We start from the raw sequence: 19546 nt of genomic DNA on the forward strand, positions 1-19546 counted from the left end.
TGCCCGCGATTTTGGGACGGTGCGGTGATGAAGCCGGGTCCGCTTACCGCAGTGGACGCCGGCCCGATGCGTGGCGCTAAACGTGGATGCCTTGCCTCATATTCAAGGCCCCTGTCGCGCTTCACGCAGAAGCTGCTCAACCTGCTGACTGAGCGGCTCGCTCAGTGATTCAGCTTGCCGAGCAGCAGGTATTCCATCAAAGCCTTTTGCACATGCAGACGATTTTCCGCCTCGTCCCACACGACGCTTTGCGGGCCGTCGATCACTTCCGCGCTGACTTCTTCGCCGCGATGGGCGGGCAGGCAATGCATGAAGAGCGCATCCGAATTCGCGCGCGCCATCATGTCGGCGTCGACGCACCAGTCGGCGAAGGCCTTCTTGCGTGCTTCGTTTTCGGCTTCGAAGCCCATGCTGGTCCAGACGTCGGTGGTGACTAGATCGGCGCCGGCGCAGGTCTCGTTCGGATCGTCGAATTCTTCGTAGAACGGCGCGCTCTCGGCGGCGACCATGGCGCGGTCGAGCTTGTAGCCCGGCGGCGTGGACAGGCGCAGCTTGAAGCCGAGAATCTGCGCGGCTTCGATCCACGTGTACAGCATGTTGTTGGCGTCGCCCACCCACGCGACCGTCTTGCCGCGAATCGGCCCGCGATGCTCGAAGTACGTGAAGATGTCCGCCAGCACTTGGCACGGGTGATATTCGTTGGTCAGTCCGTTGATCACGGGCACGCGCGAGTTCTCGGAAAAGCGCTGGAGAATGTCCTGGCCGAACGTGCGGATCATGATGATGTCGACCATGCGCGAGATCACTTGCGCTGCGTCTTCGATCGGTTCGCCGCGGCCGAGCTGCGTGTCACGCGTGCTCATGAAAACGGCGTGGCCGCCCAACTGGAAGATGCCGGCTTCGAACGACAGGCGCGTGCGCGTCGAATTTTTTTCGAAGATCATCGCCAGCGTGCGATCGTGCAGCGGATGGTAAGTCTCGTAGTTCTTGAATTTGCGTTTCAGAATGCGCGCGCGTTCCAGCACGTACTCGTAGTCTTCCAGCGAGAAATCCTTGAACTGCAGGTAGTGGCGAATTTTCTTGGCGGTCATGAAACAAATACGGCGGTCTCACCCGGCAGGATTGCCGGACGGCGCCGCCGTCGTTTGTGGTAACTCAATGCAGCATAAAGGATTTCGCCCGGTTTGACGAGTCGGCCAAAAGGCCGAGCAAGCTGTCCGAAAGCCTCTTGGAGTCCTCAGACTTATCTTGTGTGCGCTGCGGAAAAAGGTCCGCTGCGCTATAATCCCCGGGTTATCCCAAAGCCCAGCAGGCCGGTATTCCGCTTGGCAGGCCCCGGCTCCCGCGGTTCGGAACAACCCGCTCGCGGTGCGCCGTCATGGCGAGCGCCAAGGCAGCTTAGCCGGCCCTTGGCGGTTTCTGGTGGTGCGGCTCGCCATCGTGGCATCGTCGGCGAGTCCCGGCAATCAGAGCCGTTTCACCGTCCGCTTTGCCATCCCGCTGGGCAGTCACACAGGTATCCCTACATGGCCGAAGCAGCTCCAACCGAATATTTCATTCAGGGCATCACGTCGACGGGAAAAAAGTTTCGGCCGAGCGACTGGTCGGAGCGGCTCGCGGGCGTCATGGCCTGCTTCGGCCCCGGCGCAAGGAGAGGGCCGAACGCCTATATGCAGTACTCGCTGTATGTCCGGCCGACCATGATCGGCGACCTCAAGTGCGTGATTCTCGATTCCCGTTTGCGTGACATCGAACCCATGGCTTTCGACTTCGTTCTCAACTTCGCGAAAGACAACGACCTCGTCGTGACGGAGGCGTGCGAGTTGCAACTCGAGCACGCCGCGCCGCAAGAGAAAAGGCACGTGATATAGCGCAAGCCTGCCGGATCAGCAAAAGCAAAAACCCGCTAGCAGCGGGTTTTTTTTATGAGCAGTCCGTGAGTCACGCGCGCGACGGGCCACGCGATACAGGGCGGATCTGTCGGTCCGAAGCAAAAAAGCCCGCCGAGGCGGGCCTTTCTGTGCAGCGGAAACAGGAGGTAGCCCACCGAAGCGGGCTGACCGGAATTACTGCGCTGCGGGCGCTTGCAGACCCTTGATGGCTGCAGCGAGACGGCTCTTATGGCGAGCAGCCTTGTTCTTGTGAACGATGTTCTTGTCGGCAATGATGTCGATGGTCTTCGACGATGCCTGGAAGATTTCAGCGGCCTTAGCCTTGTCGCCGGCGTCGATCGCCTTGCGGACAGCCTTGATAGCCGTGCGGAACTTCGAGCGCAGTGCCGAGTTGTGCGAGTTTGCCTTGGCGGCCTGGCGGGCGCGCTTGCGTGCTTGTGCGGAGTTAGCCATGACGGTTCCTTATCCTGTTCCTGTTTCCAGTACCTGACCTTCAAGTGGTGAGGTGCTGCTTTTAGATCGAACTCTTGGAAGCGATTGCCCAAGAGCGCAAAAGTGTCGAAAAAAATCGATCGGACTACGCGAAGGCAGGCCCGTGTTTTCGGGTTGTTCGAGGATTTGACAGGTGGCGTGGCGCCAGCCTGAACCCCGTCCAAAAATTGAGCGAGCTTCGAAACCGGCGATTATAGCAACAAAATCAGGCACGTGGCAACGGGAAAGCGCCATGACGCCGAGCCTCCCTGTTGCGTAAAGTCCGGCGCTCTGCCGTCGGCCATGTGACGCGAGCGCGTCGGAGCGCGGGCAGAAGGCGGGCGCGGGTGTGTCCAAGGCCGCCCATACGGTGCGGCGAAGCCATAAAAAACGCGGCCGATTCACCCGTCGAATCGAACGTCTGCGCGGCAAATCGGTCCGAATCGCGTTCCGGCTCGTCGTCCGCACTCGCGGCACCCGTATAATAAGCGCCCCATGAATCTATTCCGAGCCCTGCTGACGGTCAGCGGCTTCACGCTGCTGTCGCGCGTGACCGGACTGGCCCGCGAAACGCTGATCGCACGCGCGTTCGGCGCCAGTCAATACACTGACGCGTTCTACGTCGCCTTCCGCATTCCGAACCTGCTGCGCCGCATCTCCGCCGAAGGCGCGTTCTCCCAGGCCTTCGTGCCGATCCTCGCCGAGTTCAAGAACCAGCAAGGCCACGACGCCACCAAGGCACTGGTCGACGCCACGTCGACGGTGCTCGCCTGGGCGCTCGCGGTCCTCTCGCTGATCGGCGTGGTGGGCGCGTCGGGCGTGGTGTTCATCGTCGCCTCGGGTCTTGCGCACGAAGGTCAGGCGTACGCCCTCGCAGTCACCATGACGCGCATCATGTTCCCGTACATCATTTTCATTTCGCTGACGTCGCTGGCGTCGGGCGTGCTGAATACGTACAAGAACTTTTCGCTGCCCGCGTTCGCGCCGGTCCTGCTGAACGTCGCGTTCATCGTCGCCGCGGTGTTCGTCGCGCCGCGTATGCAGACGCCGGTCTATGCGCTGGCGTGGGCAGTGATCGCCGGCGGCGTGCTGCAATTCCTCGTGCAACTGCCGGGTCTGAAGAAGATCGACATGATCCCGCGCATCGGCCTGAACCCGGTGAAGGCGCTCGCGCATCGCGGCGTCAAGCGCGTGCTGTCCAAGATGGTGCCCGCGATGTTCGCCGTCTCGGTCGCGCAGATCAGCCTGATCATCAACACGAATATCGCCTCGCGCATCGGTCCGGGCGCCGTGTCGTGGATCAACTACGCCGACCGGCTGATGGAGTTCCCGACCGCGCTGCTGGGCGTCGCGCTCGGCACGATCCTGCTGCCGAGCCTCTCCAAGGCGCACGTCGATGCCGACCCGCACGAATATTCGTCGCTGCTCGATTGGGGCTTGCGCGTGACTTTCCTGCTGGCCGCGCCGAGCGCCGTCGCGCTGTTCTTCTTCGCGCAGCCGTTGACCGCCACGCTGTTCCATTACGGTAAGTTCGACGGCAATTCGGTGGTGATGGTTGCGCGCGCTTTGTCGGCGTACGGGGTCGGCCTGATCGGCCTGATTCTCATCAAGATCCTCGCGCCGGGTTTCTACGCGAAGCAGGACATCAAGACGCCGGTGAAGATCGGCGTCGGCGTGCTGATTCTCACGCAGCTGAGCAACTATCTGTTCGTGCCGATTTTCGCGCATGCGGGTTTGACGCTGAGTGTCGGGCTCGGCGCTTGCGGCAATGCGCTGCTGCTGTTTCTCGGTCTGCGCAAGCGCGGCATCTATACGCCGTCGAGCGGCTGGCTCAAATTCTTCGTGCAGTTGTTCGGCGCCTGTCTCGTGCTGGCCGGGGCGATGCATTGGCTGGCCATCAGCTTCGACTGGATCGGCATGCATAGCCGGCCGGTCGACCGCATGGTGTTGCTCGCAGCGTGCCTCGTTCTGTTCGCCGCGCTATATTTCGGTATGCTTTGGCTGATGGGCTTCAAGTACGCGTATTTCAAAAGGCGAGTGAAGTGATCACGATGACGCGAGTTCTCGACTATTTCAGCACGCTCGTCGCCGAAGATGAGAGTCTTCCGCTGACCGAGGCGGCGCTCTCGCTCGCGCAGGACGCCTATCCCGATCTCGATCTGCAAGGCACGCTCGCCGAGATCGACGAACTGGTGGTGCGGCTGCAGCGACGCATGCCGGACGACGCCGACATCAAGCAGAAAGTCGGCATTCTGAACCGGTTCTTCTTTCGCGAGCTGGGCTTCGCCAGCAATCTCAACGACTATTACGACCCCGACAACAGCCATTTGAATGCGGTGCTCAAGCGTCGCCGCGGCATTCCGATTTCGCTGGCGGTGCTGTATCTGGAAATGGCCGAACAGATCGGCGTTCCGGCGCGCGGCGTGTCGTTTCCCGGCCACTTCCTTTTGCGCGTGACGACACCGGATGGCGACGTCATGCTTGATCCGACCAGCGGACACTCGCTGTCCGAATCGGAGATGGTGGAGATGCTGGAGCCGTATGTGGCGTCCGCGGGCGAATCGGTGAGCAGGGCGCTGCGCATGCTCCTGCAACCGGCCACGCGCCGCGAGATCATCGCCCGCATGCTGCGCAATCTGAAGTCAACGTATCTTCAGACGGAACGCTGGCAACGTCTGCTCGCAGTGCAGCAGCGTCTCGTGATTCTGCTGCCGGACAGTATCGAGGAAGTGCGCGATCGCGGCTTCGCTTATGCGCGGCTCGATTATCTGCGTCCCGCTCTCGAAGATCTCGAGCGCTATCTCGGTGACCGGCCCGATGCCGAAGATGCGACCGTGGTGGAGTCGCAATTGCACGAATTGCGTCAACGCACCCAGCACGACGATCGCGAGTAGACGCGCGGCCACGCGTAACGGAACCACGCACAAAAAAACGCCTGCACAGGTTACTGTGCAGGCGTTTTTTATTGACGCGGGCTGTACGAAAACCGCACGTTGCACGCAGGCTTACTTCGGCTGCATCCGAATCGCGCCGTCCAGACGAATCACTTCGCCGTTGAGCATCGGATTGTCGAAGATCTGCTTGGCCAGCATCGCGTACTCGGCCGGTTTGCCGAGACGCGGCGGGAACGGCACCATCGCGCCGAGAGCATCTTGCACTTCCTGCGGCATGCCGAGCAGCATGGGCGTTTCGAAAATGCCCGGTGCAATCGTCATCACGCGGATCGCGTTGCGCGACAGGTCGCGTGCGATGGGCAGCGTCATGCCGACCACGCCGGCCTTGGACGCCGCATAAGCCGCCTGGCCGATCTGGCCGTCGTACGCGGCCACCGACGCCGTGTTGACGATCACGCCGCGCTCGCCATTCGCATTCGGCTCGTTCTTCGACATGGCCGCGGCGGCGAGCCGGATCATGTTGAAGGTGCCGATCAGATTGATCGAGATGGCGCGCGCGAACGAGTCGAGCGGATGCGGGCCGTCCTTGCCCACCGTTTTGACGGCCGGCGCGACGCCCGCGCAATTGACGAGGCCGCGCAGCGTGCCGAGCTTCGTGGCGGCTTCGACGGCTTGCGTCGCGTCGTCTTCGCGGCTCACATCGCATTTGACGAAGACGCCGCCGAGCTCCTTGGCAAGCGCCTCGCCCGCATCCACGTTCAGGTCGGCGAGCACGACCTTGCCGCCGTTTTCGACGAACAGGCGCGCCGTGGCGGCGCCCAGACCCGATGCACCGCCGGTGATCAGAAAAACGTTGTCACGAATTTCCATGTCTTCTCCTTTGCTACGGTTCAGTAATGTCTAGATCGAATATCTTTTCGATGACCGATTGTAACGGCTATGCTGCAATGCGGAAAGCGAAGCGGGCAGGAGCGTGATTCTTACGCCTTGGGAGGGCTTAGGCAGAGCAAACCGTTACGGATGGCTAATTAATATTGAACGCGGACAGACAGGAGAAAGGAGAGCCGCTCGGCGCTCAAGCCGTGCGCTGCATAAAAAAACCCGCCGGCAAAGGCGGGTTTTTCCTGAGGCGAACATCAACGCAAACGAGCTTATTTCAACGCCTCGAACGCGCGGTCACGAATTTCGTCGACGCTGCCGAGGCCCGAAATGCGGCGATACTGCGGTGCTTTCAACGAAGTCGACGAATCGCCGTTCTGCGCCCAGCTGTTGTAGTACTCGATCAGCGGCTTGGTTTGCGCCTCGTACACTTCCAGACGCTTCTTGACGGTTTCTTCCTTGTCGTCTTCGCGCTGGATCAGCGGTTCGCCGGTCACGTCGTCCACGCCTTCGACCTTCGGCGGATTGAACTTGACGTGATACGTACGGCCCGATGCGGCGTGCGAGCGGCGCCCGCTCATGCGCACGATGATCTCGTCGAACGGCACGTCGATTTCCAGCACGTAATCGATCGGAACGCCGGCCTGCTTCATGGCTTCAGCTTGCGGAATGGTGCGCGGAAAACCGTCGAACAGATAGCCGTTCGCGCAGTCCGGCTGCTGCAGACGCTCTTTCACCAGGTTGATGATCAACTCGTCCGTAACCAGTTCGCCGGCATCCATGAAGCGCTTGGCTTCGAGGCCGAGCGGCGTACCTGCCTTGACGGCCGCACGCAGCATGTCGCCGGTGGAAATTTGCGGAATACCGAACTTTTCCTTGATGAAGTTTGCCTGAGTGCCCTTGCCCGCGCCGGGCGCACCCAAAAGGATCAAACGCATGTGATATCTCCAGATCTATGTGAATTCTTTGGTGCGCTGCGGACGTCCCACGATGCGTCGAGGGGGCCCGCATCGGCTGCCGTTCCAGTTCTCGCGCTGCACGTCGAAGACGACGGCGCTGCAAGACAGCAACGGCCCGACCGGGCAAACCCTGACTCTCGCTTGTGGCGGGAGGCGCGCACAACCGTCCGATTATGCCATGGGTTTTTCAGCTCAAGACCCGAATAAAGCCTGCACGCGCGCGAGATCGGCGGGCGTGTCGACGCCCGGCAGCGGCACGTCGTGCGTGACGAGCACCGCGATGCGCTCGCCGTGCCACATCGCGCGCAGTTGTTCGAGAGCTTCGATCTGTTCGATCGGCGAGATCGCGAGGCTCGGGTAAGTGCGCAGAAATTGCGCGCGATACGCGTACAGGCCGATATGCCGATGAACCACCGCGGGTGCGGGCGGCGCGGGCATCGATGCGACGTCGGGCCAGTGTGGCTGATAGGCGTCGCGAGCCCATGGAATCGGCGCGCGCGAAAAGTACAGCGCGACGCCGCGCGCGTCGAGCACGACCTTGACGACGTTCGGGTTGAAAATTTCGGCGGGATCGGTGATCGGGTGCGCGGCGGTGGCGATCGCGCAGCCGTGGCTTGCCGCGAGGTGCGACGCAACGCCGCACACGAGCGCCGGATCGATCAGCGGTTCGTCGCCCTGCACGTTGACCACGATCGTGTCGTCGCTCCAGCCGAACTGCGCCGCGACTTCCGCGAGACGGTCCGTGCCGGACGGATGGTCCGCGCGCGTCAACACCGCTTCGAAGCCGTGGTCGCGGGCGGCGTCGAGCACCGCTTGCGCGTCCGAGGCGACCAGCACCTGTTGCGCGCCCGATTCGCGCGCGCGTTCGGCGACCCGCACCACCATCGGCTTGCCGCCGATGTCGGCGAGCGGCTTGTTCGGCAGACGCGTCGAGGCGAGTCGGGCCGGCACGACGGCGATGAACGGAGGAGTGGTGATGTTGGCGTGGGTCATCGGCAGGGCGGGCACAAAGACGGGCGGCGATGAAGCCGGAAGAAAGCGACCGCGCATGCAGCGCGGCCGCGGACAGGCAAAACAATAAAAGCAGATCGCGGCACGCCGCAAACACGGCCGCCGCGTGCGAGGGCGGCCAGACTCAGGCCACAGAGCCCGGATTCAGATCCACCGGCGTGCCTTCTACGGTCTGCCGCGCTTCGTCGACCAGCATGACGGGAATGCCGTCGCGAATCGGATAGGCCAGCTTGTCCGCGTTGCAGATCAGCTCCTGCGCGGCGCGGTCGTAGCTGAGCGGGCCCTTGCAGATCGGGCAGACGAGAATTTCAAGCAGGCGAGCGTCCACGGACTTTCTCCACAACTAATGCAATGAGGCGATGATCGAGCGCGGCTTCGACCGGGACAACCCAGATGCGCGCGTCGTGCCAGGACCCTAATTTTACCGCATCCTTTTCCGTTATCAGGATGGCGTCGGCGTCCACGTCGATAAACGGATTGCGCTCGAACGCGTAGTGATCCGGCAGCGCGCGGGTGGCGGGCGTGAGGCCGGCGGCGCGCAGTGTAGCGAAGAAGCGCTCCGGCGCGCCGATGCCGGCCGCGGCCAGCACGCGGTCTCCGCTGAATTGCGCGAGCGGCCGACGCAACGCGGGATTGTCGAGATGCCACGCGTCGGCGGGCGCGAGTTGCAATGCGAAGGTGTTCGGCCATGCGGGCAGCGTGCGCGCGTAAGGGTCGTTGATGAGCGTTGCGTCGCGGCGGCGCGACAGCGGCTCACGGAGCGGGCCGGCCGGCAGCAGAAAACCGTTGCCGCCGAGCCGGTGGTCGAACACGACGAGTTCGGCGTCGCGTTCGAGCCGGTAATGCTGCAAGCCGTCGTCGCTCACGATCACGTCGACTTCGCGGTGCGCGGCGCACAGCGCCCGTGCGGCCGCCACGCGATCCGGACAGACCCAGACTGGCGCGCCGGTGCGTCGGGCGATCAGCAGCGGTTCGTCGCCGCCGACGCTCGCCGCCGAAGCGGGCGTGACCCGCGTCGGCATCTTCACGCGCGCACCGTAGCCGCGCGACACCACGCCGGGTTTGAAGCCCGCGGCGCGTAACGCCTCGACCAGCGCGATCACGGTCGGCGTCTTGCCGGTGCCGCCGACGGTCACATTGCCGACCACCACCACGGGCACGCCGATGCGCACCGATTTCAACCAGCCGAACGAAAAGGCGGCGCGGCGCGCGGCGGCGATCGCGCCGAACACGCAGGCAAGCGGCGTCAGCGCCCAGGCGAGCGGACCGCGCTGCTGCCATTCGCGCGCAAGGCGTGCTTCGAGACGGTTGCTGACTTCGCTCATGGGCAGATCGCGCGGACGAGCGGCGCGCCGCTCGCGGGAAGGCGCCGGGACGGCGGCGTGAAGGAGCTGTGCGCAATACGCGGGGCAAGCATCAACGCGGTTCTCCGGACGATGGAAGGTGAGGCAAAAAATGAAGCAGGACGGCAACCGGCGCACTTGTGCAGTGTGCCGCAATGCCGGGCGCGGCGGGTGCGTTCGGCATGCCGTCGAACCCGCCACTCTAGCGCGCGGGTGTCCCGCCCCGCAAGTTGCGCACCGGGCGCCGCGCGACGAAACGGCGCTTCCGGCGTTGCGCCCAGCCTGTGGATAACTTTGTGGAGAACCTGCCGTCCGATCGGCGGAGAAGGCCGTTCCGCGCGCCCAGTATCGGTCATCATTCTCTATAACGAGGTGTAAACACCATATAAATCAACGACATGCCTAGAATTCATGCGGCCGCGCGGGCAGTCTGGCGAGATCCGTCTGGCAGGTCCCGCCATGTGGACACTTTTGACAATTTGAGCGCCGCGCTGGACGCGGATGGCCGGTCGGTCTATCGTCTGTCCGGCCAGCCACACATATTCCTCGCATGAATCCCGAAAGCCCTTTTTCCTCGTCGGCGACGCCCGGCGGTGAGGTCGTCGTTCCCGTTTCGGCGCTCAATCGCGCGATCGGTACGATGCTCGAACGTTCGTTTCCGCTCGTCTGGGTCGCCGGCGAAGTGTCGAATTTCACGCGTGCCGCGAGCGGCCACTGGTATTTCTCCATCAAGGACGCGCAGGCGCAAATGCGTTGCGTAATGTTCCGCGGGCGGGCGCAATACGCCGAATTCACGCCGCGCGAAGGCGACCGCATCGAAGTGCGCGCGCTGGTGACGATGTACGAGCCGCGCGGCGAACTGCAACTGAATGTGGAAGCGGTGCGGCGCACCGGGCAGGGACGTCTCTACGAAGCGTTCCTCAGGCTGAAAGCGCAACTCGAAGCCGAAGGTCTCTTTGCCGCTGAACGAAAACGCGCGTTGCCGTCGCATCCCCGGACAATTGGCATTGTGACGTCGTTGCAGGCCGCCGCCTTGCGCGACGTCCTGACCACACTGTCGCGGCGCGCACCGCACATTCCGGTGATCGTTTATCCGGCGCCGGTGCAGGGCGTGGGCGTGAGTGGCAAGCTCGCCGCGATGGTCGACGCCGCCAACGCGCGGCGCGAAGTCGATGTGCTGATCGTGTGCCGCGGCGGCGGCTCGATCGAAGACTTGTGGGCGTTCAACGAAGAAGTGCTGGCGCGCGCGATTGCGGAAAGCGCGATTCCGGTGGTCAGCGGCGTGGGCCACGAAACCGATTTCACGATCGCCGACTTCGCCGCGGACGTGCGCGCGCCGACGCCCACCGGCGCCGCCGAACTCGTCAGTCCGCAGCGCGTGCTGCTGTTGCGCGAGTTGGATCACCGTCACGCAACGCTCGCGCGCGGCTTCGGTCGCATGATGGAGCGGCGCGCCCAACAGCTCGACTGGCTCGCGCGCCGACTGGTGTCGCCGGCCGAGCGCCTCGCGCGGCAACGCACGCATCTGCAGCAACTGAGCGTGCGGCTCGCGTCGGCGGGCGCGCGTCCAGTGCGTGACGCGCGAGCGCGGTTTTCGCTGCTGCAGATGCGCTGGCAGCGTTGGCGTCCGGACCTCGCCGGGCATCAGGCGAAACTCGGCAATCTTTCGCAACGTCTGGACGCCGCTTTGTTACGGCAGCATGAACGTCAGACTGCGCGCATCGACACGCTCGCCGCGCGCCTCGAAGTGCTGAGTCCGCAGCGTACGCTCGAGCGTGGTTATGCCGCGGTGCTCGATGCGCAGAGCGGGCGTGCGGTGCGCGCGCCGTCGTCGTTGAAGCCGGGACGGCGTCTCACAGTGCATCTCGCGGAAGGCGCCGCGGACATCGCACTGGCCGATGTGCAGCCGCGCCTGACCGACGGTTTCTGACACTTCGCCGACGGTATGAGTGCCCGTACTTTTGACTGTTGCGAGGACCGGGCACACGCAGCGAGGAAGCACTATTTACGCTACACGTGCGGCATGTTCGCCGATGCCGGACATAAAGTCCGTTGGTTTGCGGGGTTATTCCAACTCGCCTACAATCGAGTGCTCTAAAGCGTTATCCGCAGACTCCCCCACAACAGATACAGACAGAAGGAAAGCACCATGGAACATACGCTCCCGCCGCTGCCGTTCGCGAAAAACGCACTCGTTCCGCACATGTCGGAAGAGACGCTCGAGTATCACTACGGCAAGCATCACCAGACCTATGTGACCAACCTGAACAATCTGATCAAGGGTACCGAGTTCGAGAACCTGTCGCTCGAAGAGATCGTCAAGAAGGCATCGGGCGGCGTGTTCAACAACGCAGCTCAAGTGTGGAATCACACGTTCTTCTGGAACAGCCTGTCGCCGCAAGGTGGCGGTGCGCCGACCGGTGCGCTCGCTGACGCGATCAACGCCAAGTGGGGCTCGTTCGACAAGTTCAAGGAAGAGTTCGCCAAGACCGCGGTCGGCACGTTCGGTTCGGGCTGGGCATGGCTGGTGAAGAAGGCCGACGGTTCGCTCGACCTCGTGTCCACGAGCAATGCCGCTACGCCGCTGACCACCGACGCGAAAGCACTGCTGACGATCGACGTGTGGGAACACGCTTACTACATCGACTACCGCAATGCACGTCCGAAGTTCGTCGAAGCGTACTGGAACATCGTCAACTGGGCATTCGCGTCGAAGAACTTCGCGTGAGACTGCTGGTCGGTGACAATACAGTTTGGAAACGGCAAAGAAGTCTGGAAAGCGGGCAGGGTGCCACGCAATAAACTTTGAAGGCCGTAGCCAATATGAAAGCCCTCTATAAGAGGGCTTTTTTTTGCGCCTGGCTTTTCTTTTCAAAGCGACTCTTTTTCGCGGACATAGCTGATTCAAGCCAGACGTCTAGCTCTGGCGCTGAGCAGCAAAGGCTTCCTGTTCCGCGCGGCGCACGCACGCCGAAGCAACCGTGTGCCCGATCACGGCTTTACTCCGCCCGGCATATATCCATGAGAACGATGGGTTTCATCTGAAAATATAGGCTATCAAGATCGTAAGTCGAAGCCTATTGTGCGTTTTCCGGCAAACGCATCGTCTGCCACTTCGGAGATCGTTCTCATGAAACTGCTACACGTAGATTCCAGCATCCTCGGGCAAGGCTCCGTCAGTCGTGATCTGTCAGCGGACGTAGTCGCGACCTTCCAGGCGCGCCATCCCGACCTCGCGGTCACTCGTCTCGACCTTGCCGTCACACCGATCGGCCATCTGACGGCAGCACACCTCGCGGCCGCGCAAGGCGCTCCGGTCGACGAGGCATTAAAGTCCGACGTTGCCGCCGGCCAGGTTGCGCTCGACGAGTTTCTGGCCGCCGACATCGTGGTCATCGGCGCGCCGATGTACAACCTTGGCGTGCCCTCTCAACTGAAGGCCTGGATCGACCGCCTCTCTGTCGCCGGGAAGACGTTCAGCTACGGGGAGCACGGCCCGGTTGGACTATGCGGCGGCAAGAAGCTGATCATCGCCTCGTCGCGCGGCGGCGTTTATCGCGAGGGCTCGCCCGCAGCCTTCTTCGATCATCAGGAAACCTATCTGAAGGCGGCCTTCGGTTTTCTGGGCATCACGGATATCGCCTTCATTCGCGCGGAAGGTGTGGCGATGGGTCCGGAGGCGCGCAGTGGGGCCATTGCCTCGGCGAAGAAAGAGACCGCGGCACTCGCCGCGTGACGAAGGCATTGTCATCAGCAGATTGCCGATCGCGTCTGCGACTTCGTGCCGGGCGGCGGCACGTCCGGTATCTGCCTGCACCCGTTTGACCAAGGCAAAGGAGCACTTGCATGACTCATTCGATCCACGGCAACAAACGCTGGCTAGCGCTGATCGTTCTGTGCCTTGGCGTGCTCATGATCGTGCTCGATACGACGATCGTGAACGTTGCGCTGCCGTCCATCGCCGCGGACCTCGGCTTTAGCGAAACTTCGCTGGTGTGGGTGGTCAACGCGTACATGCTGACCTACGGCGGCTGTCTGCTGCTTGGCGGACGGCTGGGCGATCTATATGGCCACCGCAAGCTGTTCCTCGGTGGCATTGCGCTGTTCACGCTGGCGTCGCTCGCCTGCGGCATGGCCAACTCGCAAATCCTGCTGATTTGCGCGCGTGCGGTGCAGGGTTTGGGCGGCGCGGTCGTCTCCGCTGTTTCGCTGTCGCTGATCATGAATCTGTTCACCGAGACCGGCGAACGGGCCAAAGCAATGGGCGTGTACGGCTTTGTCTGCGCAGGGGGCGGCAGCATCGGCGTATTGCTCGGCGGTCTGCTGACCAACCTGCTGAGCTGGCACTGGATCTTTCTCGTCAACTTGCCCATTGGCATCGCCGTTTATGCGATGTGCGTCGCGCTCTTGCCGTCGGCCCGCGGTCATGCTCATGGCGAACGGCTCGACGTGGCCGGCGCCGTGACGGTAACGGCTTCGCTGATGCTCGCCGTGTACGCAGTCGTGAACGGCAATGAAGCGGGCTGGACCTCGGCGCAGACGCTGGGCCTGCTGTTCGCCGCGCTGGCGCTGCTGGCCGTGTTTCTCGTTATCGAAGCGCGCGTGCAGCATCCGTTGATGCCGCTCGGTCTGTTCCACTTGCGCAATGTCGCGACGGCCAATGTGGTCGGCGTGCTTTGGACGGCGGCGATGTTCGGGTGGTTCTTCATCTCAGCCTTGTATCTGCAGCGCGTGCTCGGCTACCGACCCTTGCAGGTCGGGCTCGCGTTCCTGCCTGCCAGTCTGATCATGGCGTTCTTTTCGCTGGGCCTGTCGGCGCGCGTGGTGATGCGGTTCGGGCTGCGCCTTCCGCTTGCCGTCGGGCTGCTCGTCGCGGCGTGTGGCCTCGCGCTGTTTGCACGGGCACCGGTGAACGGCAACTTCCTGTTCGACGTGCTGCCCGGCATGATCCTGCTCGGATTCGGCGCCGGCATCGCATTCAATTCCGTGCTGCTGGCTGCCATGAGCGACGTCGATCCGAACGATTCAGGCCTCGCGTCCGGTATCGTCAATACGTCGCTCATGATGGGAGGCGCACTCGGCCTCGCGGTGCTCGCCAGTCTCGCTGCCGCGCGCAGCGACGCAATGCAGGCTTCCGAAAGCGCCGCGGCGGCGCTCAATAGCGGCTATCACGTGGCGTTTCTGTTCGGTGCGATCTTCGCGGCGGCGGCGGGTGTGCTGGGAGGGTTGTTGTTGCGTCCTGGGCAGCCAGGTGGCGCCGGCGCGCGACCGGTTGCTGACGGTTACGGCGTAACGACGGCGAGCACCGCACCCACAACCGGCAACGCGGCAGCGACAGAACACTACTGACCGAACACGGGCCGTCGGTAGTTGCGTGAAGGGCATCCTGCCGGCGATGCAGAGGATTGCTTCTCACACGACGCGGCGCATAAAATCTTTGTCACAGTTGGTAACGGCACCCGTGCTTCCAGTTCGCCTTCAGCCGGGCGACGGCGCGTCCAGATGCAGACGAAAAAAATACGGTAACTATCTCGTAAACAAAGCGCGCGCAAATTGGCCTAACGTATGTTTCCCCTATGAAGAAACGTGCGCCACCATGATCTCAAGTCCTAAATCGATACGCGTCGCGCTGCCTGTGGCAGCGGTCGCACTGGCGCTCCTCGGCGGCTGCGCGGTGGTGCCGCCGAGCGGTCCGTCCATCGTCGCGTTGCCGCGCAGCGGCGAGCCGCTCAATCAGTTCCAGCAGGACGACTACAACTGCCGCGACTACGCCTATCGCTCGACCAACGCGACCGGCGCCTCGCAGGCCGCGACCACGAATAGCGTCAATAGCACCGCTCTCGGCACGCTGGGCGGCGCCGCCGTCGGTGCACTCCTTGGCGCAGCCGCGGGCAATGCCGGCGCGGGTGCGGCGATTGGTGCAGGAAGCGGCCTGCTGGTCGGCGGCGCGGCCGGCGCGAACGGCGCACAGTATTCGGCGGGTAGCCTCCAGGCGCAGTACGACGCGGCGTACGCGCAGTGCATGACATCCAAGGGCAACACGATTTCGCAGCCGCAGATGCCGGTTTACGCACCGCAGCCGGTATATGTTGCGCCGCCGCCCCGTTATTACGGGCCACCGCCGGTAATGTATGCCCCCTATCCGTACTACTAATCGAATTCCGTTGAGCGTCCGCATCCACTGAATCGCATCGTCTTCACGTATTGCCTCGTATGGCGGAGAGAGGCGACACGATGGCGATAAACGCCTTTGCAAACAGCGTACGGTTAAGCAGCAGTAAGGGCGATGAATGTATTCAGCGAGCGGGAGACGCGCGTGGCGGACTCCTCTCTTACGGCACGCGACGCGATTTTTCGGCGCGCCGTTCGTTGTGCGGAGCTGACCGTCGCATCGTTCAAGAGACGAGGCGAAAATGCGAATCTCGCAAGCTGGCGTTGAGACACCCGGACTCGGCGCGTGGACCCGTCGGGCCACGGTGGCGACGCTGATCGCCGTCGCCGCCTGTTTCGTGTCGTGCGGCGGCGGTTCGGGCGGCACGTCCGGCGTGGCGTCGGGGTCGTCGGGCGGAAGCGGTAGTGGTACGCCGAGCGGCTCGGATTCGGGTTCGGGTTCGGGCAGCACGGGAACCAGTGGCTCGGGGACCGGTAGTGCCGGTGCGGGCACTGGCAGCACTGGGACCGGCTCGACCACCGGCGCTGGCTCGACCACTGGCACTGGCGCCGGAACTGGAACCGAAACCGGAACCGGAACGACCGGCACGGGCAACACGCCGGTAGCGGTGACGGCCTACGCCACCGACGTCCTCATGCATCACAACGATCTCGGCCGCACCGGTCAGATGCTTGCCGAGACCACGCTCACGCCAGCGAACGTCAATTCGGCAGGCTTCGGCAAGCTTGCGTTTCTTGCCGCGGACGGCAAGGTCGACGGGCAACCGCTTTTCGTCACCAGTCTGTCAATCGGCGGCACGGCGCACGACGTGGTGTATGTGGTCACCGAACACGATAGCGTGTACGCCTACGACGCCACATCTTTCGCGCAACTGTGGAAAGTCTCGTTGATCGGCAGTGGCGAAACGCCCAGCGACGATCACGGATGCCCGGACATCACTCCTGAGATCGGCATTACGTCGACGCCGGTCATCGACCGCAACCGCGGCACAAACGGCGTGCTGTATGCCGTCGCGATGACGAAAGACAGTACTGGCGGCTACCATCACCGGCTGCATGCGCTCGATTTGACGACCGGCGCCGAAGTACTCGGCGGTCCGACGGAAATCGCGGCGACTTATCCGGGCAACGGCGCGGGCAGCGTCAATGGCGTGATCAACTTCAACCCGACGCTGCATACGGAGCGCGCGGCACTCACGCTGGTCGGCGGCAACATCTACATGGGCTGGACCGCGCACTGCATGGGGGGCTCGTACACCGGCTGGTTGATGGCCTATAGCGCTGACACGCTGAAACAGACGAGCGTGCTCAACATCACGCCGAACGGCAGTCAGGGCTCGATCTGGATGGCCGGCTCGGGTATGGCGTCGGACGGCACGTCGCTCTATGTCGTGGACGGCAACGGCACGTTCGGCACCACGCTGAATGCGCAGGGCTTCCCCGTCGACGGCGACTTCGGTGATTCGATGATGAAGCTCTCCTTGGGCAACCTGCAGGTCACCGACTATTTCGCGATGTCAGATGTGGTCACGCAAGCGGCCACCGACAACGATTTTGGCTCGGGCGGCGCCATGGTGTTGCCGGATCAGACCACGGCAGGCGGTGTCGTCAAGCATCTGGCGGTGGCGGCCGGCAAGGACAACCATATCTATGTCGTCGATCGCGACTCGATGGGTAAATTCAGCCCAACGGCCAACAACATCTGGCAGGAGTTGATCGGTACGCTGGCGGGCGGCATCTGGGGATCGCCGGCTTACTACAACGGCGTGGTCTATTACGGTGGGCTGAACGACAACCTGAAGGCGTTGCCGGTTTCGGGGGCGTTCCTCGCGACAACGGCTGCGTCGCGGAGCCCGACCACCTTTCCGTATCCGGGGGCGACGCCGGCCGTGTCGGCGAACGGCGCAAGCAACGGTATTGTATGGGCGGCGGAAAACGGCACGACCGGCGCTTTGCACGCGTACAACGCGGGTAATCTCGCCGTCGAGTTGTACAACAGCAACCAGGCCGGCGCGCGTGATCAATGGGGCGCGGGCAATAAATTCATCACGCCGATGATCGCGCGCGGCAAGGTATACGTCGGCGCCACCAATGGCGTGGCGGTGTTCGGGTTGCGGTGATTGGGTGCGTCGGGTGTGCTCGCGTGGTTGGTTGGCAAGCGATGACCCGGGTCGCGATATGAAAAAGCCCCTGCTTGTTTTGAGCAGGGGCTTTGTGTTTGCAGCAGACCTCGTATCGCGGCTAACCTCACATCACGCCGCTACATATCCGCCAGGTATGACGCTTACTCCACGTCGCTCTTCGCGGCCGTCTTACGCGGACGACGACTGCGCGGCGCAGTTTTGCGTGCGGCCTTTTTTGCCGGCGCGGGCGTTTCTTCCACTGTGGCAGAGGCGGCCGGCGGTTCAGCAGGTGCGGCGATCTCCGGTATGTCGTCGATGCTTCGCGGCGCGGCTTTCTTTGCCCTCTTCGCAGCCGTCTTGCGCGGCGCGCGTTCATTGCGACGCTTGGGTTGCTTGCCGCTCGCATCCCGCTCGTCTGCCGGGCTCTGCGAGCCAGCTGGTTCTTCGGCCGTCACGGTTTCCGGCTCCGCCCAAGGCGCTTCGGGCGCCTCAAAAATGAACCCGGTATTTTCCGGCGCGTGCGCGTGCACGTCTTCCGTTTGAGCCTGAGCGCTGCCGCCGTGCTCAATGCCAGTACGCTCCTCGTGAACGATCTCCTGCTGGCCGCGGCCTGCTTTACGATTGCCTCGCCCCCGACGGCGCGACTCGTGTTTGCCGCCCGACTCGGCAATCACCGTTTCGGCAACCTGCGCCTCATACAATTGTTCAGCCGACTCCACAACTTCGACAGGCTCGCCCGTGTTGTCGCCCGCTATATTCGCGGCCGTGCTTCGATACACATACGCGCCTGACTTTTCATCGCGACCAAATTCGAGCAGCCCGCGAGCATGAGCTTCTTCGAGCAGATTGCCGAAGGCGCGAAAACCGTAGTACGTCTCGTTGAAATCCGGCTTGCGACGCTTGATCGCGTTCTTCAACACCGACGCCCAGATCTTGCCGCTATCGCCGCGTTCGGACGCGAGCGCGTCGAACGTTTGCACCGCGATCTCGACCGCCTTGGTGCGTCGTTTTTCGAGGTCTTCCTTGTTGCGCGTCTTCTCCTCGTCGGGCGCGCGTTTGGCCGCCGGCTGGGCGGACTGTTGCGGGCGCGACGACTCGCGCTTGGCGACGGTGCGCTGACTCTCACGCACGAGGTCGTCGTAGAAAAAGAACTCGTCGCAGTTCGCGATCAGCAGATCGGACGTGGATTGCTGCACGCCGACGCCAATGACCTGCTTGGCGTTCTCGCGCAGCTTCGACACTAGCGGCGAAAAATCCGAGTCGCCACTGATGATCACGAACGTATTGACGTGCGACTTCGTGTAGCAGAGGTCGAGCGCGTCGACCACGAGCCGGATGTCGGCGGAATTCTTGCCCGATTGGCGCACGTGCGGAATCTCGATCAATTCGAAATTGGCCTCGTGCATCGCGCCTTTGAAACTCTTGTAGCGGTCCCAGTCGCAATACGCTTTCTTCACGACGATGCTGCCCTTGAGCAGCAGACGTTCGAGCACCAGCTTGATATCGAACTTGTCGTACTTCGCGTCGCGCACGCCGAGCGCGACGTTTTCGAAGTCGCAGAATAGCGCCATGCTGACGGTTTCGTTGGATGACGCCATGGTTATCTCCATTGAAGCGATCGTCGAATTCGACGAATCGCGACCATGATAGCGATTCCAGCGGAGGTGATCAGCTTTTGTGTTCCGGGCGCACCGATACGGGCCGCGCGAAGCTGTGACAGCGCGCGGTTTTTCGGGCGTTTTCCAGGTTTTTTGCTGCGTGGCTGGCACTGTGACGAATCGGCTCAGCGCCACCGCCCGACAG

At 62.9% G+C, this 19546-nt stretch carries 17 protein-coding genes; 9 read left to right on the forward strand and 8 right to left on the reverse strand.

What is annotated here, in order from left to right:
- Window positions 1–161 precede the first annotated feature (161 nt).
- A complete protein-coding gene (argF, locus tag RI103_RS03665) occupies window positions 162–1091 on the reverse strand; it encodes an ornithine carbamoyltransferase (RefSeq protein ID WP_310814064.1) in 930 nt (309 codons plus the stop codon).
- A gap of 435 nt (window positions 1092–1526) precedes the next feature.
- Between argF and RI103_RS03670 the strand changes: the two genes are divergently transcribed.
- Entirely contained in the window at window positions 1527–1871 is a 345-nt protein-coding gene (locus RI103_RS03670) for a DUF3579 domain-containing protein (protein WP_310814065.1), read from the forward strand.
- Between the two features lie 195 nt (window positions 1872–2066).
- Here RI103_RS03670 and rpsT read toward each other — a convergent pair whose 3' ends face one another.
- Entirely contained in the window at window positions 2067–2345 is a 279-nt protein-coding gene (gene rpsT, locus RI103_RS03675) for a 30S ribosomal protein S20 (protein WP_310814066.1), read from the reverse strand.
- 513 nt (window positions 2346–2858) lie between these two features.
- Between rpsT and murJ the strand changes: the two genes are divergently transcribed.
- Together murJ and RI103_RS03685 are read left to right on the forward strand one after the other, a co-directional pair.
- Entirely contained in the window at window positions 2859–4409 is a 1551-nt protein-coding gene (murJ, locus tag RI103_RS03680) for a murein biosynthesis integral membrane protein MurJ (RefSeq protein ID WP_310814067.1), read from the forward strand.
- Between the two features lie 5 nt (window positions 4410–4414).
- Window positions 4415–5257, forward strand: coding sequence for a SirB1 family protein (locus tag RI103_RS03685; protein ID WP_310814068.1), 843 nt, complete (start codon window positions 4415–4417; stop codon window positions 5255–5257).
- A gap of 111 nt (window positions 5258–5368) precedes the next feature.
- Here the strand turns inward: RI103_RS03685 and RI103_RS03690 are convergent, their stop codons facing one another.
- The 5 genes from RI103_RS03690 to lpxK form a co-directional block, all read right to left on the reverse strand.
- Complete coding sequence (locus tag RI103_RS03690) at window positions 5369–6127, reverse strand: 3-hydroxyacyl-CoA dehydrogenase (RefSeq protein ID WP_310814069.1); 759 nt, start codon at window positions 6125–6127, stop codon at window positions 5369–5371.
- Between the two features lie 281 nt (window positions 6128–6408).
- Window positions 6409–7074, reverse strand: coding sequence for an adenylate kinase (gene adk / locus RI103_RS03695; protein ID WP_310814070.1), 666 nt, complete (start codon window positions 7072–7074; stop codon window positions 6409–6411).
- Window positions 7075–7287: 213 nt separating this feature from the next.
- The gene (kdsB, locus tag RI103_RS03700; RefSeq protein WP_310814071.1) at window positions 7288–8088 is read right to left on the reverse strand and encodes a 3-deoxy-manno-octulosonate cytidylyltransferase; all 801 of its coding nucleotides are present in this window, start codon (window positions 8086–8088) and stop codon (window positions 7288–7290) included.
- A gap of 142 nt (window positions 8089–8230) precedes the next feature.
- The gene (locus RI103_RS03705) at window positions 8231–8434 is read right to left on the reverse strand and encodes a Trm112 family protein (protein ID WP_007180583.1); all 204 of its coding nucleotides are present in this window, start codon (window positions 8432–8434) and stop codon (window positions 8231–8233) included.
- Window positions 8415–9431, reverse strand: coding sequence for a tetraacyldisaccharide 4'-kinase (gene lpxK, locus RI103_RS03710; RefSeq protein ID WP_310814072.1), 1017 nt, complete (start codon window positions 9429–9431; stop codon window positions 8415–8417). The genes RI103_RS03705 and lpxK overlap by 20 nt, the downstream gene beginning before the upstream one ends.
- A 568-nt stretch (window positions 9432–9999) precedes the next feature.
- Between lpxK and xseA the strand changes: the two genes are divergently transcribed.
- From xseA to RI103_RS03740, 6 genes are all read left to right on the forward strand, one after another.
- Window positions 10000–11379: an exodeoxyribonuclease VII large subunit gene (gene xseA, locus RI103_RS03715; RefSeq protein WP_310814073.1), complete on the forward strand. Its 1380-nt coding sequence runs from the start codon at window positions 10000–10002 to the stop codon at window positions 11377–11379.
- 219 nt (window positions 11380–11598) lie between these two features.
- Window positions 11599–12177, forward strand: a complete 579-nt coding sequence (sodB, locus tag RI103_RS03720; protein WP_106283446.1) for a superoxide dismutase [Fe] — start codon at window positions 11599–11601, stop codon at window positions 12175–12177.
- 402 nt (window positions 12178–12579) lie between these two features.
- Window positions 12580–13185, forward strand: coding sequence for an FMN-dependent NADH-azoreductase (locus RI103_RS03725; RefSeq protein ID WP_310814074.1), 606 nt, complete (start codon window positions 12580–12582; stop codon window positions 13183–13185).
- A gap of 110 nt (window positions 13186–13295) precedes the next feature.
- Window positions 13296–14798, forward strand: a complete 1503-nt coding sequence (locus tag RI103_RS03730; RefSeq protein WP_310814075.1) for a DHA2 family efflux MFS transporter permease subunit — start codon at window positions 13296–13298, stop codon at window positions 14796–14798.
- A 247-nt stretch (window positions 14799–15045) separates the two neighbouring features.
- A complete protein-coding gene (locus RI103_RS03735) occupies window positions 15046–15603 on the forward strand; it encodes a YMGG-like glycine zipper-containing protein (protein WP_310814076.1) in 558 nt (185 codons plus the stop codon).
- A gap of 259 nt (window positions 15604–15862) precedes the next feature.
- Window positions 15863–17740: a pyrrolo-quinoline quinone gene (locus tag RI103_RS03740; protein ID WP_310814077.1), complete on the forward strand. Its 1878-nt coding sequence runs from the start codon at window positions 15863–15865 to the stop codon at window positions 17738–17740.
- 164 nt (window positions 17741–17904) lie between these two features.
- On the opposite strand, the gene RI103_RS03745 is transcribed toward RI103_RS03740, so the two are convergent.
- The gene (locus RI103_RS03745) at window positions 17905–19341 is read right to left on the reverse strand and encodes an NYN domain-containing protein (RefSeq protein WP_310814078.1); all 1437 of its coding nucleotides are present in this window, start codon (window positions 19339–19341) and stop codon (window positions 17905–17907) included.
- Window positions 19342–19546: the final 205 nt, after the last annotated feature.

Origin of the sequence: Paraburkholderia sp. FT54 (assembly GCF_031585635.1) — a bacterium.
Taxonomy (GTDB): Bacteria; Pseudomonadota; Gammaproteobacteria; order Burkholderiales; family Burkholderiaceae; genus Paraburkholderia.